At 36.8% G+C, this 15,031-nt stretch carries 12 protein-coding genes; 10 read left to right on the forward strand and 2 right to left on the reverse strand.

Translation table 11 applies throughout. The features are described 5' to 3' along the window. The first annotated feature begins 6 nt into the window (after positions 1-6). The 10 genes from AX662_RS05240 to radC all read left to right on the forward strand — a co-directional run bounded on the left by AX662_RS05240 (position 7) and on the right by radC (position 13,533). A complete protein-coding gene (locus AX662_RS05240; protein ID WP_060971821.1) occupies positions 7-1,227 on the forward strand; it encodes a hypothetical protein in 1,221 nt (406 codons plus the stop codon). Positions 1,228-1,403: 176 nt separating this feature from the next. Beyond that, positions 1,404-4,355: a rhamnan synthesis F family protein gene (locus AX662_RS05245; protein WP_060971822.1), complete on the forward strand. Its 2,952-nt coding sequence runs from the start codon at positions 1,404-1,406 to the stop codon at positions 4,353-4,355. Then, positions 4,342-5,649, forward strand: a complete 1,308-nt coding sequence (locus AX662_RS05250) for a DUF2142 domain-containing protein (protein ID WP_060971823.1) — start codon at positions 4,342-4,344, stop codon at positions 5,647-5,649. The genes AX662_RS05245 and AX662_RS05250 overlap by 14 nt, the downstream gene beginning before the upstream one ends. Positions 5,650-5,652: 3 nt before the next feature. Continuing rightward, positions 5,653-6,900 carry a glycosyltransferase family 4 protein gene (locus AX662_RS05255; RefSeq protein ID WP_060971824.1) on the forward strand — a complete coding sequence of 416 codons (1,248 nt, stop codon included), beginning with the start codon at positions 5,653-5,655 and terminating at the stop codon, positions 6,898-6,900. 166 nt (positions 6,901-7,066) lie between these two features. Next, complete coding sequence (gene cps2T, locus AX662_RS05260) at positions 7,067-8,215, forward strand: beta 1-4 rhamnosyltransferase Cps2T (RefSeq protein ID WP_060971825.1); 1,149 nt, start codon at positions 7,067-7,069, stop codon at positions 8,213-8,215. Continuing rightward, complete coding sequence (locus AX662_RS05265; protein WP_049554132.1) at positions 8,212-9,150, forward strand: glycosyltransferase family 2 protein; 939 nt, start codon at positions 8,212-8,214, stop codon at positions 9,148-9,150. The genes cps2T and AX662_RS05265 overlap by 4 nt, the downstream gene beginning before the upstream one ends. Next, positions 9,151-9,957, forward strand: a complete 807-nt coding sequence (locus AX662_RS05270) for an ABC transporter permease (RefSeq protein ID WP_049554133.1) — start codon at positions 9,151-9,153, stop codon at positions 9,955-9,957. It begins immediately after the preceding gene. Then, a complete protein-coding gene (locus tag AX662_RS05275) occupies positions 9,957-11,159 on the forward strand; it encodes an ABC transporter ATP-binding protein (RefSeq protein WP_060971826.1) in 1,203 nt (400 codons plus the stop codon). Before AX662_RS05270 ends, AX662_RS05275 begins: the two co-directional genes overlap by 1 nt. Continuing rightward, the gene (locus tag AX662_RS05280) at positions 11,160-12,803 is read left to right on the forward strand and encodes a rhamnan synthesis F family protein (protein WP_049554135.1); all 1,644 of its coding nucleotides are present in this window, start codon (positions 11,160-11,162) and stop codon (positions 12,801-12,803) included. Between the two features lie 43 nt (positions 12,804-12,846). Further along, complete coding sequence (gene radC, locus AX662_RS05285; protein WP_049554136.1) at positions 12,847-13,533, forward strand: RadC family protein; 687 nt, start codon at positions 12,847-12,849, stop codon at positions 13,531-13,533. Positions 13,534-13,589: 56 nt separating this feature from the next. Here radC and AX662_RS05290 read toward each other — a convergent pair whose 3' ends face one another. Both AX662_RS05290 and AX662_RS05295 read right to left on the reverse strand, forming a co-directional pair. Continuing rightward, entirely contained in the window at positions 13,590-14,285 is a 696-nt protein-coding gene (locus AX662_RS05290; RefSeq protein WP_060971827.1) for a gamma-glutamyl-gamma-aminobutyrate hydrolase family protein, read from the reverse strand. Next, positions 14,278-14,937 carry a redox-sensing transcriptional repressor Rex gene (locus AX662_RS05295; RefSeq protein WP_060971828.1) on the reverse strand — a complete coding sequence of 220 codons (660 nt, stop codon included), beginning with the start codon at positions 14,935-14,937 and terminating at the stop codon, positions 14,278-14,280. The genes AX662_RS05290 and AX662_RS05295 overlap by 8 nt, the downstream gene beginning before the upstream one ends. Positions 14,938-15,031 lie beyond the last annotated feature (94 nt).

A 15,031-nucleotide genomic window follows, 5' to 3' on the forward strand; every position in this document is an offset into this window, starting at 1 on the left:
GAGAGAATGAAAAGTAAAAGCAGATTTTATTATTACATCATAGTTGTTTCTATACTGTATGGTTTTCAGTATTATATTAATAACAAAATCACACCTGTGGGAGATCAGACAGCATTCTTAAATTATGCAAGGGAATTTCACTATAATTACCTTGAATTTGGAATTAATCGTTATCTTACTTGGAGTAGCCGGTTACTGATTGAATCTGCAACATTATTCTTTTCAGTACATGATAAGTTATTTATATTAGCGTCTATTATTGCAAGTTTCTTTTTGCTTTTGCCTAGTAAGAAACTTAGTCCTAATTTACCTTGGATACCTGGACTCTTCATTTTTATTTTTTTACCAGCAAGTGAATTTTTAAGCGCAGGTTCTATTCCTACATATATTAATTATGTATTTCCAGCATCATTTCTTTTGTTCTCTCTGTATTATCGTTACTCAGATAAGTGGTGGGTTCAATGTATAGCGTTCTTATCTTTTGTTTTTGCTATTATGAATGAGCAGTTAGCAGTCTATGCTTTTTTATGGATTGTTTTCGAATTAATAAGAGATTGGAAAGTTATTACATTTAGGTATAGAAATATATTGTATGGGTTGGTTTCATTGACAGGAATTCTCTCTGCAAAATTCTCTCCTGGAAACACATTGAGGTTTGAAAAAAATGTGGAATCTTGGTTTCCAAATTTTGTCCACTTGAACCCACTCCAAAAAATAGGGTTAGGAATTTTGGAAACTGGAGATGGTATATTTTCAGTATCTTTCGAGTTTATTTTTGTATTTTTGATAGTTTTAGTAGTTTTGTCGTTTTATAAAAAGAATTTTATTTCACTGATTCTGGCATCTTTTACCCTATTTGCTATTTTAAGTCAGAAGTTTGAGTGGAGAAATATTTTATTTACACTTTCTAGTGTTAGTAAAGTTGCTAGAGAGAGTGGCACCTTTGAATACAATGTTGTATATTTTGGAGCGGTGATTTATAATATCGTTTTATTTATGATGGTGATGTATTCTCTATGGGCTCTTTCTAAAGTTTCAGATAGGTTATGGATTGTATACTTATTCGGGATAGGTTTAATTGGGCGTTTGCTGATTTCATTTTCACCTACGCTTTATGCTTCAAGCACCAGAACGTATTTACCTATAATGCTTAGTCTATTTATTATTACTTGTTATTTTTTGAATGATGTTTATATTCATTTTAAACGGTCCAAAGTTATCAAGTAAAAGCAGAGTTATTCTGCTTTTTTCTTTGCCTGTAGTAAGGGGATTTTTTCTTCAAACTATAGTATAATTAAAGCGGTATACACTTTCAAAATAAGATACTCTTTCTTTGAAAGATTGGATTTAATAGTTATTATTATTTACTAATTTATATTTTCTTACAAAAAATGGATGGAAAAATGACTAATTTAATATCAGTAGTTGTAACATGTTACAACCATGAAAAATATATTGAACAATGTTTACGAAGTATCTTTAAACAAACTTATCGAAATATTGAGTTGATTATTCTTGATGATGGTTCGACAGATTATTCCCTAGAGATTATTCAGGAAGTTCTGAAAGAGTCACCTTTCGTGACGTCATTTGAGTCTCATGAGAATATTGGTGTTGTGAGAACAAGGAATAAGGGACTTAATCTTTTAAATGGGGACTATTTTTTATTTGTAGATAGTGATGATTTTTTGGATGAAACTTATGTACAAGAATTATATGAATGTGCGATCAATCATCAAGCAGATATAGTGTATTGTGATTTATTCAATTTTGAAAAAAATGAAGTTTATCTAAAAGCTCAGGAATTTGAATTACATAGCTTATTGGTATCGAACTATATTTCAAATTGTTCTTTAATAAACAAAGCCATATTAAAGGGTACCTATTATGATGAAAAACTTTCAGGGAAAAAACTGGAGGACTATGATTTTTTCTTGAACCTTATTATCAATAATGGTGCGAAGGCTGTTTACCAACCTAATACAAAATTGAATTATCGTGTTTTTGAAAAAGATTCGATTTCAAAAAGAAATTCCGTACGCTACCATTATGAAATCTATCTTGAAGTTCTCGAGAAGTATCTCGATAAGTTACCACATGAAATCTATCAAGCTGTTTGCGAAAACTTAATGATTTTGGAGAGTCGTATAGATGATTTGATAAATCATCACGATAATGTGACAGACTATGTTAATCGCTTGAAAAAAGAACGTGATCAACTTGAACGAAGAAAGTATACGCAATCTAAGCAATTGAAAGATGTCCATAAAGAGATGGAGCTTATCCGAAGTTCACTGTCATATCGTTTAGGTAATGCCCTTATCACACCTATAAAGACAGCAGGAGTAATTGCTAAGAATCCAAAAGCTATTAAAAATTATTTGAGAGCTTTAAAAGTCAAAGTGATACAGCTACGTCGTCGAATGACACCACTTAAGGTTCGCCAGTTACGACGTCTCAGAAATAGTCAACGTTCTGCCTTGTCGTATAATGGTAAGAAAGCGTTGGTTTATGTCATTTTTGAGTCTGAAGCTCGTCTTCAAGAATACAAATTTCGTTTCTTGCAAGCCTTGGCTCCATTGGTAGATGATGTTATTGTAGTTGTCAATGGACAGCTTCACGATGATGATATTAATACCCTTGAGACCTATGGTAGGGTTTTAACTCGTGATAACAAGGGATATGATACTGCGGCCTTTAGAGAAGGAATATTTGCCTTTGGTAAAGATAAGCTTAAAGATTACGACCAGCTCCTCTTGGTGAATGATACTAACATTGGTCCGATGAGAGATTTGTCTCAAGTATTCCAGGAAATGGCTGACAAGCAGCTAGATTTCTGGGGAATTTCTTTTGGAGAAGAGCAAGAAGATGTTACTAAGGAGAATCCTTATGGCTACATTCCTAAGCATCTTCAATCTTATTTCCTAGTTATTGAAAAGCTCATGCTAAACGATGATGACTTTTATGAGTACTGGACACACTTGACGGATACAGATTCTCGTGATAAAGCTATTGGTCGACATGAGACACGTTTTACCAAGCATTTTGCTGATTTAGGTTATCGTTATGATGCGGTTGTGCAAGAATACGAAGATTCTGCCATGTATATCCATCCGCTTAAGATGCTCAAAGCAGGTAGTCCTTTGGTGAAATACACGGCTCTGAAAAATTATGATGAAGACCAGTTCTTGTGGCAAGGTCTGGATCGTGATTCAGAAGTCCCTGACTTGTTAGAGTTTGTCGCAGAAGAAACAGACTACCCAGTGTCGATTCTGGAAGATATTGTAAATAAATTTAAGGCGGTTCCACGTGATCAATATATTCTATTGATTGATGGAGTTGAAAATATTATTCCGCAATGTACCCGTTATCGTGTCTTAAACAAGGCAGAACAATTACGTAAGCATGGTTTTGCAGTCAAAGTTGTTAACCTATCTGATTTCCAACTATCGATGGCTCAAAACGCTAGTCACATCATTATCTACCGTTCACCAATCTCACCTGAACTTTTGCGTCTCTGTCATTTAGCTAAGGAATATGGAAAACCTGTCTTCTTTGATATTGATGATTTAGTCTTTGATACGGTTTATACAGACCAATTGAGTTATACGCAAGGGCTTAATTCGGTTGAAAAAGGAAACTATGATGCAGGTGTTCGAAATTATGGTTATATGCTAGAAAACTGTGATGGTGCCATTACTTCGACTAACCAGTTGCAGGAGGAGCTGTTTAAGTATCAAAGTAAGGTTTTACTTAATCGAAACTTGGCTTCTGATGACTTAATCGCTATTAGTAGTCAATACATCAAAGATTACTCTCAAACATCCGATATTGTTAAGATTGGTTATTTCTCTGGTTCCATTAGTCATAATGAGAATTTTGAATTGATTAAACCAGCTATTAAAGAATTGCTTACAAAATATAGCAATGTCCAATTACATATTGTCGGGATTTTGGATATTCCGCAAGATATGAAGCCCTTTGAAAATCAAATTGTAACTCACGATTATGTGGATTGGGACAAACTACCTGCCTTGATTAGTGAAGTTGATATTAACCTAGCACCGCTTGTGGATTCTATATTTAACCGTGCGAAGTCGGAGATTAAGTGGATTGAAGCTGCCTTGGTGAAGGTACCTACAGTAGCAAGTAAGATAGGAGCTTTTTCAGATGCAGTTGTTGATGGTGAAACAGGATTGTTAGCTACCGATGAAGAGTGGTTTGACAAGCTTGAAGCATTGGTTTTATCTCCAGAATTAAGACAGAAAATTGCAGATGCTGCTTATCGGGCTGTTCTTGAAAACTGTACCTTAAGCAAGAAAGATGATATGGTGACTTATTTTGAACAGAATTAAACAAATAAAAGTTGAAAATTTATTTTTCATCTTAGCGACGATTTTTATTTTCTCATTTATGTTTGTATTTCCAATTAATCGTGTGCCAGATGAAACAAACCACGCGCGTATGACTTGGGAGACCTTCCATAAACCAACCGAGACATCGTTTAAATGGATGGATGAGATTCCAAGTAATGATAAGGTTAAGTTAGCGGAATATAAACAGATTTTTGCTCAAAAGATTGATATGAGTAAAGAACCTTTTCAATTTGGTGTGAGTTTAAAAACAATCTCCTTTATTCCACAGCTGATAGGGATGACGATTGGAAGTTGGATTAGTCCCACAGTTGGAATGATTATCTATATGGGGCGTATCTTTAATGCACTGGCCTATATACTAGGAATTTACTTTTTAATACGTTATTTCAAGTATGGGAAAACAGCCCTAATGTTTATTTCGCTGCTACCAATTATGGTTCAGCAAGCTTCATCACTTTCTTATGATGTGATGAACTATTTGGAAGTGATGTTAGCTCTTGGTTTTATCACTAATCTTGCCTATTCTAAACGTTTTACCAATCGTAATATTATCCAGGTGATAGGTCTAGCAATATTGCTTCTAGCAACCAAGCCAAATAATGTTTTATTGTTGGGATTGATTCCATTTGTACCGCTAGAGTTTGAAGGTGTTCTTGCTTTTCTAAATCGTCCAGTGCAAGCTATTAAGACCTTTATTTCAAAATATAAAGTAGTCTTCTACCTTCTCTTTGTAGTAGGTGTCGTGGTGATTCTGCAATTCTTAATGAAGAATCAGGGCGGTCTACGTAATTATGGCGAGGTTTTGCGTAATACACTCTTTAATCCTGAGTTGAATGACAATTTGAATGGTATTTTGTCGCTTGGTATGTTCGGTTATCTTGGTAACCTTACTTTGCAAATGCCACTTTGGTTAATATTTATTGATATCGTTGTTCTTGCTATTTTATTCCTATCAAGTAAGAAGGATTTCTTTACAAAAGACTTTGCTAATGCATCCTGGATTCTCTTCCTACTAGAGGTTCTAGCTGCTGTTACAGTAATGTATATGCAGTGGACACCAGTTGTTCTTGGTCAGGGAGCTAATATATCTGTTGGTGCTCAAGGTCGTTACTTCACGCCATTTATCATTCTTTTGTTGCCACTAGTCGCCAACACAGCTAAGATTGATTTATCTCGACAGAAAAAATTGAAGATAGCAACCCTGACTTTAATTGCTAATTTCTTGGTCGCTATGTATTTGATTCTTTTCCATTACTGGGGGGTATTTGCATAATTTATGACTAAAACAATTTTATTTATTTCTCCGACAGGGACTCTGGATAATGGTGCCGAAATTTCGATAGTCAATCTTATGAAATTTCTTGTGGAAAAAGGTTATCGTGTGTTAAACGTTTTCCCTAATTACAAGGTGCCATCTCAAGAGGAGTATCAAGCAGAACTTCAGAAAGCAGGAATTGAGACCTATGGTCTTTCGGCTGTCAAATGGTGGTGGGAAGAAGCACCAGGTGGTTCACCGGGTAATCATTTTTTGCGAGTGAAATCTTATAATAAGAATGTCAAAGATATTCGAAATATTATTGTGGAAAACACGGTAGACCTTGTTATTAGTAATACAGTCAATGTGTTTCAAGGTGCACTTGCTGCAACTTTTGAGAAGGTCAAACATTTTTGGTTGATTCATGAATTTCCTGAGGGAGAATTTGGTTACTATAAAGAAAAACTTGACTTTATAGACAAGTTTTCTGATGAGATTTTTGCTGTAACAGGAGCGTTGACAGAGGATTTACAAAAGTATTTTCCAAATAGGAAGATTTATTCCTTTGCACCTTATACTCAAATTGAACCTAAAGAAGGGCTGGGAACTGAATCCAACGACCACCATCGTATCGTTTCAGTTGGTCGCTTGACTCAGAGAAAGAATCAGCTTGAGTTGATTAAAGCTTTTCAAATGCTTAATCTAGCAGGCACTGAACTTGTATTTTTAGGTGCATGGGATGAGGATTATAAACAACTCTGTGATGATTATATTGTAGAGCATAATTTGAAAAATGTTTCATTTATGGGATATTTAGATGATCCTTGGTCAGAGATTACTGATAAGGATTTAGCTGTTTTCCCGTCGAGTATGGAGACGTTTGGTCTGGTTTATGTAGAGTCTGTTTTAAATGGTATTCCAACGATTTTATCAGATAATGCGGGACATAAATCAGCCTTCGAGTATATGAATGAGCAAGGTCATATCTACCCTTTGGGTGACTTGGATACCTTAACTAGCATGATTTCAGAGGTCCTTGGTGGATTTGACCAAGAGAAACTTGAAGCAGTAAAAGCTGTTCCAAGTTTAAAAGAGAGATACTCTCTAGAGAGTGTCTATGCTAATATTACTGAAAAACTTGAGGACGATGAATTGTGTCATAAAAAAGTAAATCAGAAAGATATCGATTTTTTAAACAACCGAAAAGCACTAACGAAGAGTGTGAAATCTGCTGTAAAAAAGTTATTTCAGCTTAAAAAGATGAATTAAGGTAAAATCTCGTTATCTATGATTAAGAATGAAAAGGCCATTTTCGAAGGGCCTTTTTGCTTTACTCTTTCTGTCCAATCATGCAAAATACCTTCCAAAATGGTATAATAAAAGCTACTATGTATAATTCTGTGTATTTGAGAGATGTGACGAATGGAGGTAAACTTTGAAGGATATTTTTATCATAGGTAGTAGAGGTTTGCCTGCTCAATATGGTGGTTTCGAGACATTTGTTGAAAAATTGATTTCTCATAAGGTATCACCTGCTATACGTTATCACGTGGCTTGCTTATCTGACGAAAGTACTGGCAACCATTTTGACTATAAGGGTGCGGATTGTTTTACGGTCAATCCTCCAAAGCTAGGTCCTGCGCGTGTCATAGCTTACGATATGATGGCTATCAATTATAGCTTGAAACTTATTAAAAAAGAGGGAATTCAATCCCCAATTTTCTATATTTTAGGAAACACCATTGGTGCCTTCATTGTTCATTTTGCCAAGAAAATTCAGTCCGTTGGTGGGATTTTGCTAGTCAATCCTGACGGTTTGGAATGGAAACGTGCTAAGTGGTCTAAACCTGTTCAAAGCTATCTCAAATACTCTGAAAAAGAGATGACAAAGTATGCGAACTTAATTATTTCTGATAACCGAGGTATTGAGACCTATATTCAAAATACCTATCCGTGGGCTAGCACGACTTTCATTGCTTATGGAACTGATTTATCTAAGACGACTTTGACTACTGAGGATGACCCTGTTCGAGATTGGTATCAGAAATGGCAGACTCAAGAAAAAGATTACTATTTGATATTGGGTCGATTTGTTCCTGAAAACAATTACGAAACTGCGATTCGTGAATTTATGAAGTCCTCTACAGAGCGTGATCTTGTTATTATCTGTAATCATGAAGGAAATGCTTACTTTGATGAACTACGACAGATTACAGGATTTGATAAAGATAAACGTGTGAAGTTTGTGGGTACTGTCTATGATCAGGATTTGCTTAAGTATATTCGCAACCAAGCCTTTGCTTATATTCATGGACACGAAGTAGGTGGAACGAATCCGGGCTTATTAGAGGCCTTGGCTCAAACGGACCTCAACCTTATCTATAATGTAGACTTTAACCATCAGGTTGCTCAAGAGACTGCCTTGTATTGGAATAAAGAGGATGGGAATTTGTCTCAGCTTATCGATTCTGTAGATGGTCAAGTGTCATTTGAGGACTTGGGAAATGCTGCTAAAGCAAATATGAAAGAAAATTACACCTGGGAAAAAATCGTGGGTGAATACGAGGAGCTATTTTTATCATGAAAGTAACTATTCTCATGTCTACTTATAATGGCGAGAATTTTTTAGCAGAGCAAATAGAGAGTATTCAGCAACAGACTTATACGGATTGGACCTTGTTAATTCGTGATGATGGATCTAAAGATAAAACGAGAGAGATTATCAAACGTTTCGCTTTACAAGATGATCGCATTACTTTTATCAATCCTGATCAAACTGAAAATTTAGGTGTAATAAAGAGTTTCTTTACGCTTTTGAAGTATCAAGAATCTGACTACTATCTTTTCTCGGACCAGGATGATACTTGGTTACCTGAGAAGCTATCTCTTCAGCTTGAGGAAGCGAGTAGATACCCATCTGATAAACCACTTTTGGTATACACGGATTTAAAGGTTGTGAACCAAGATTTAGAGGTGCTTCATGAGAGTATGATTCGTACTCAATCTGACCATGCTAATACTAAGTTGGTTCAAGAAATGACAGAAAACACCGTTACTGGAGGTGTGTCGCTAATTAATCATGCTCTAGCCGAATTATGGACTGGCGAGGAACCTAATGAGCTTCTGATGCATGACTGGTATTTAGGTTTGCTTGCTTCAGCATTTGGTCATCTGGTCTATATTGATCAGCCAACAGAGCTTTACCGTCAGCACGCAGATAATGTTTTAGGTGCTAGAACTCTTCGGAAACGTATGCAGAATTGGATTCGACCTCAGACTTTATTTAATAAATACTGGAAGTTGATCAAGGCTAGTCAGAGTCAGGCAGAAAACCTTCTTTCTTTGCCACTGGATACTAAAAGTAGGGAGTTGGTTGAAAACTTTGTGACTATTATGGATCAAGGGTTAAGAGAGCGTTATCATCGTTTGAAAACATATGGTTATCGTAAAAACAGGGCTTTTCATACCTTTGTATTTACGAGTTTGATTTTGACAAAATTCATGTATAAGGAGGACTAAATGAATTTCTTTAGTCAGAAAAATAGGATTTTACTTAAGGAACTGATTAAAACGGATTTTAAATTGCGTTATCAAGGTTCTTTCATTGGTTATCTTTGGTCTATTTTGAAACCTTTGATGATGTTTACAATTATGTACCTTGTCTTTGTTCGTTTCTTGAGATTTGATGATGGGACACCACACTATGCAGTAGGCTTGCTTTTGGCTATGATCTTTTGGGGCTTCTTTACAGAGGCTACCAATATGGGGATGCTTTCCATTGTTTCACGAGGGGATCTCTTACGTAAGCTTAACTTTCCAAAGCAAACAATCGTTATCTCATCTGTGCTAGGAGCAGCGATTAATTTCTTGATTAACCTAGTGGTTGTTTTCGTATTTGCCTTGATTAACCATGTTCCGATTGGTTTCAATACTTTGGTTATCATTCCTCTCTTTATTGAGGTGCTATTGATGGCAATGGGAGTTGCTTTTATTCTATCAGCACTCTTTGTTAAATACCGTGATATTGGTCCAGTTTGGGAAGTAGTACTTCAAGCTGGTATGTATGCGAGCCCAATTATCTATTCCATCACTTACCTTCTTCAAAGAAATCAAGAGTTTGTTGCAAAGATTATGATGCTTAATCCGATTGCCCAGATTTTACAGGATATGCGTCATTTTATCATTGACCCAGTTAACCCAAGAGGATGGGATATTATTAACAATAAGTTGATTGCTTTTGTTCCTTATGCGATTCCTGTAGTGATTTTTATCATTGGTTTCCTTGTCTTTAATCGAAATGCGAAACGATTTGCGGAGATTCTATAATGTCAAATAATATTGCTGTAAAAGTAGATCATGTAAGTAAGTATTTTAAATTACCAACTGAGGCGAGTCAGAGTTTGAGAACGACTCTAGTCAATCGCTTTAAAGGAATTAAAGGGTATACTGAACAACATGTCTTAAAAGATATTTCATTTGAAGTTGAAAAGGGTGATTTCTATGGAATTGTTGGACGTAATGGTTCTGGTAAATCAACACTTCTAAAAATTATTTCTGAGATTTATGTCCCAGAAAAAGGTAAGGTTACCATTGATGGTAAGCTGGTATCTTTCATTGAGCTTGGGGTTGGGTTTAATCCGGAATTAACTGGTCGTGAGAATGTCTATATGAATGGTGCCATGCTTGGTTTTTCAACAGAAGAAGTAGATGCCATGTATGATGACATTGTAGACTTTGCTGAACTTCATGATTTCATGAATCAAAAGTTGAAGAACTACTCAAGTGGTATGCAGGTTCGTCTAGCCTTTTCAGTTGCTATCAAGGCTCAAGGTGATATTCTTATCTTGGATGAAGTCTTAGCCGTAGGTGACGAGGCCTTCCAACGTAAGTGTAATGACTATTTCATGGAACGTAAGCAATCTGGAAAGACAACTATCTTAGTTACCCATGACATGTCAGCAGTTAAAAAATACTGTAATAAAGCAGTTTTAATTGAACATGGTTTAGTCAAAGTTGTAGGTGACCCAGATGAAGTTGCTAACCAATATAGCTTTGATAATGCTGCTGGTCAAAAGGTTTCAAACGATGACGTTGTTGTTGAAAATCCTAAAATCACTGATTTACAAGTAAAACTCTTGAATGATAATATTATCAGTCCTGATCAAGATATTTCATTTGAGATTTCATATGATGTCAATGAGGATATTGAGACCTATATTGCCTTTTCATTGACAGATATTGACCGTGGTATCTGGATTTATAATGACAATTCCATGGACAATAAAACGAGTGGTTCTGGAAGAAAAACACTCACATATAAATGTAGTCTTGCCCATCTTAATAACATTAAGCTTAAGCTTCAGGTTTCTGTTCGAGATAAGGACGATCAGATGATTGCTTTTGCTGATTCAGATAACTCACCAGTTATTCTCTTGAATCGAACTGATATTGAAGATGATGATAAGTCTGCTAAAGATTCTGCAACTGGTATGGTTCAGAGAAATGGAAAATGGGAGATTCAAGAATAAATGAAACGTCTCTTATTGTATGTTCATTATAATAAGTACGACGAATTAAGTGGTCATGTGCTCTACCAATTGGAGCAACTTCGACCACTTTTTTCTAAACTTATTGTGATTTCAAATAGTCAACTAACGGAATCGGCAACATTAACTCTCAAAGAGCTTGGCATAGATGAAGTTATCCAGAGAGAGAATCTGGGCTTTGATTTTGCAGCTTGGAGAGATGGTATGGCTCATGTTGGATTCGAACATTTAACAGACTTCGATTCGGTTACACTCATGAATGATACTTGCTTTGGTCCTCTTTGGGATTTGTCTAACATAGTTGAAGGATTTGAACAACGACAGAATGTTGATTTTTGGGGGATGACGAATTTTAGAAAGACCAAATATTTCGATGAGCATCTGCAAAGTTATTTTATATCTTTCAAAAAACATGTTGTCGATTCAGAAACCTTTCAACAATTTTGGACTTCTATAAAGACTTTTACCGATGTTCAAGATGTTATTGATAATTATGAAACTAGGGTTACTAGTGTTCTTCTTGAGGCGGGGTATCGTTATGATGCTGTCTTTAATACTATTGATGCAGAGGCAGAAGACTTAATTCACCCTGATTTTTCTTACTATAGACCGATAAGTACACTTGAACATAAGGTACCGTTCATTAAACTAAAAGCATTTACTGACAATGAAAAAAAGGGAAGACTACTTTTAGACTATATTACTAAGCTATCGGCATATCCAGTAGCACTAATTAAGTCCCATCTTAACAGCTACCATTCGCCAGATAGCTTAGTCATTTTAGATGAAAAAATCATCGAACCCTCATTTCATTCGGTAAGTGGGAAAGGCTATCATTCGGCTATCCATGTACATATTAGTGACCTTGAGAGACTAAAAGTTTTCTCTGATAAAAAGTTATCTGCCTTTTATTATTTCACTTTATCAAGCCATTTGGATAAAAATATCGTTGAGAACACCTTATTAAATAGCTTTGATAAAGATAGATTTCAGCTAGTCTCTCAAAGATTTGATAATCATTACCATGCCTTAGTATCCTTGGCATCTCAGCTTAGCGAGTATGACTTTGTTGGGCATTTTCACACAGAAGACTTTGGAAATGAGGGCAAACTTGTTGATGAAACTACAAGACATGCTCTAGTGGATATGCTTTCAGATGAAGAGAAGGTAGTATCAATCTTTGATCATTTTCCAGAGGTTGGACTTGTTTTTGCTGATTTGTCAAAAGAACTTTATTGGACCGATGCAATTGGTGCCTTAAATCAAGAACAGACAGTTAAATTAACTAACGAATGTCAAAAAGTAATCAATCATTCGCTTCATGTTTTTCAAGGTTTTATGTGGCTGTCAAAAGATTTTCTGGAAAACATTATTCTAAAGGATGAGCATATTTTCTATGACTTTGACGAAAATACTCTCCCTTATCTTTTCTATCGAAAAGCCTGGGATGTAGGAATTGATTATCGTATTATTACTTCAGAGGAAATATCTTTTGCAGAACGGTATAAGATTCATCTTATTGAAATGTCACAGGTGGCAGAACCACTGACCTTAAAGAGTAAATTTTCAGCATATCGAAAAGCCTTGTTAAAGAAGTTAGGTTTAAAAAAATCTTCAGCTGTTTAACTTCCCCTCCCACTTACGAATAGGTAAGTAGGAGGTTTTTCTTATGTATAGTATTGTATCTGAGGAGGCGGGGCTTTTGCCTCGTGAGCGACTCTTGCAGAAGGGAGCAGAGGTTTTATCGGACCAGGAGCTGTTGGCGATAGTGCTGCGGACAGGGACCAAGTCTGAGTCGGTCTTATCTATGGCCAATCGTATTTTGAAAGGGATGACGAGTTTGGCGGATTTGTCTCGTTTGTCCTTGAATGAGCTTCAGGAGATTCCTGGTATTGGGCGTGTGAAGTCTATTGAGCTCAAGGCTATGGTGGAGTTGGCTAAGCGGATTGAGAAGGCTGAGTTGTCTCGTTCTGAGCAGATTATGTCCAGTCAGCAGGTGGCTCGTCGTATGATGTTGGATATTGGGGACAAGCCTCAGGAGCATCTGGTGGCTATCTATTTGGATACGCAGAACCGTATTATTCAGCAAAAGACGGTTTTTATTGGTGGGGTCCGTCGTTCGATTGCTGAGCCACGTGAGATTTTACATTATGCCTGTCATCTGATGGCAACGTCTTTGATTGTGGTTCACAATCATCCTTCGGGGGAAGCCTATCCTAGTCGTAATGATATTGATTTTACTCAAAAGATTAAGCGGTCCTGTGATGACTTAGGGATTTGTCTGCTTGATCATCTGATTGTTGGCAAATCGACCTATTATTCCTTTCGTGAGGAGAGGGAGGATTTTGAGCTTTAGATTGAGCCGATGGAATAAAGACAAGAAAAAGCAACTGAGTGCAGTCTCAGTTGCTTTTAAAGTTCGTTAACGACGTATTCAAAGAGTTTGAGGTCTTCTTCACGTTTGTCTAGGAGAAGCTCTGGGTGCCACTGTACACCAAGAAAGCGAAGGTCTGGACTATTTGACTCAACAGCTTCGACTGTGTTGTCCTCAGGATCACGCGCAATGACACGAAGGTCAGAGGCCAAGTGTTTGATACTTTGATGGTGGAAGGAGTTGATAGAGGTTTCACGTCCGTAGATTTCTGCCAACTTACTGTTCTCATCAACAATCATCTCATGGTAGAGGTAATCAGATGGCTTGTCCTGCCAGTGATGCTCAATATCTTGATGGAGGCTACCACCTAGTGCGACATTCATGAGTTGGGTACCGCGACAGATTGAAAAGATGGGTTTCTTCTGCTTAGTGGCTTCCTCGATGAGTGCCATTTCAAAGATATCCCGTTCGAGGAAGAAGTCATCTTCACTGGCATGGTTCTCTTCGTTGTAGAATTTAGGGTCAACGTTTTGCCCACCGATCAGGATAAGCTTATCAATCATGGAGATGTAGGTCTTGGCTTCCGAAGGATCGGATACTGGTAGTAGGATTGCTAGGCCACCGGCTCTTTGAACTCCTTCTACAAAGCCAGATGGGGCATAGGACCAGTTGATGTCTTCATGGGCTGGATTAGGCCTTACATTGGCAGTGATTCCGATAATTGGTTTAGTCATTGTTTCTCCTTGATTTTTCTTCTTCTTTCATGAAATAGAGTAGGGTTTGTAGTTCGCTAGTCAAGTCTACATATTGGACCACCACATGGCGTGGAAGATTGAGGTTAACTGGAGAGAAGCAGAGAATGCCTTCAATTCCGGCATCAACCAAAAGATCAGCCACCTCCTGAGCCTTAATTGATGGCACTGTCAGGATGGCTGTTTTGATATCTTCTTGGGCAATCTTGTCCTTAATCTGGGAAATACCATAGATAGGAATCTTGTCCTCGGTTTGAGTTCCAACCAATTCATTATCATCTGTATCAAAAGCCATGACCAGCTGCATGCGGTTACGCTCTTGAAAACGGTAGTGGAGGAGGGCACGCCCAACATTCCCAACACCTACGAGGAGTACCTTGGTAGTCGCATTGTCATTTAGGAGTTCAGCGAAAAATGTCATCAGCTTGTTTACGTCATAACCAAAACCACGGCGACCTAGCTCACCAAAATAGGAGAAGTCACGACGAACAGTAGCAGGGTCAATCCCAATCGCTTCAGCAATTTGTTTAGAGCTTGCTTTATCGATATTTTCACGATGGAATCGTTTGAAAATACGATAGTAGAGAGAGAGACGTTTGGCACTGGCGTTTGGGATGTTTTTCTCAAATGTCATTGATCGCTTTCCTTTCTTTAATTAGTATGATTCTCCTATATTTTAAGAAAAGTTTGTGAAGATTGCAACAAAATAGTGTAGATGAGGCGATATA

The sequence above is a fragment of the Streptococcus sp. CCH5-D3 genome (genome assembly GCF_001556435.1).
In the GTDB taxonomy this organism is placed as follows: Bacteria; Bacillota; Bacilli; order Lactobacillales; family Streptococcaceae; genus Streptococcus.

Coding starts and splice junctions, on each gene's coding strand:
- AX662_RS05280 (WP_049554135.1), top strand. CDS start 11,160: ATGAAACGTCTCTTATTGTATGTTCATTATAATAAGTACGACGAATTA.
- AX662_RS05265 (WP_049554132.1), top strand. CDS start 8,212: ATGAAAGTAACTATTCTCATGTCTACTTATAATGGCGAGAATTTTTTA.
- AX662_RS05240 (WP_060971821.1), top strand. CDS start 7: ATGAAAAGTAAAAGCAGATTTTATTATTACATCATAGTTGTTTCTATA.
- radC (WP_049554136.1), top strand. CDS start 12,847: ATGTATAGTATTGTATCTGAGGAGGCGGGGCTTTTGCCTCGTGAGCGA.
- AX662_RS05275 (WP_060971826.1), top strand. CDS start 9,957: ATGTCAAATAATATTGCTGTAAAAGTAGATCATGTAAGTAAGTATTTT.
- AX662_RS05245 (WP_060971822.1), top strand. CDS start 1,404: ATGACTAATTTAATATCAGTAGTTGTAACATGTTACAACCATGAAAAA.
- AX662_RS05290 (WP_060971827.1), bottom strand. CDS start 14,285: ATGACTAAACCAATTATCGGAATCACTGCCAATGTAAGGCCTAATCCA.
- AX662_RS05255 (WP_060971824.1), top strand. CDS start 5,653: ATGACTAAAACAATTTTATTTATTTCTCCGACAGGGACTCTGGATAAT.
- AX662_RS05295 (WP_060971828.1), bottom strand. CDS start 14,937: ATGACATTTGAGAAAAACATCCCAAACGCCAGTGCCAAACGTCTCTCT.
- AX662_RS05270 (WP_049554133.1), top strand. CDS start 9,151: ATGAATTTCTTTAGTCAGAAAAATAGGATTTTACTTAAGGAACTGATT.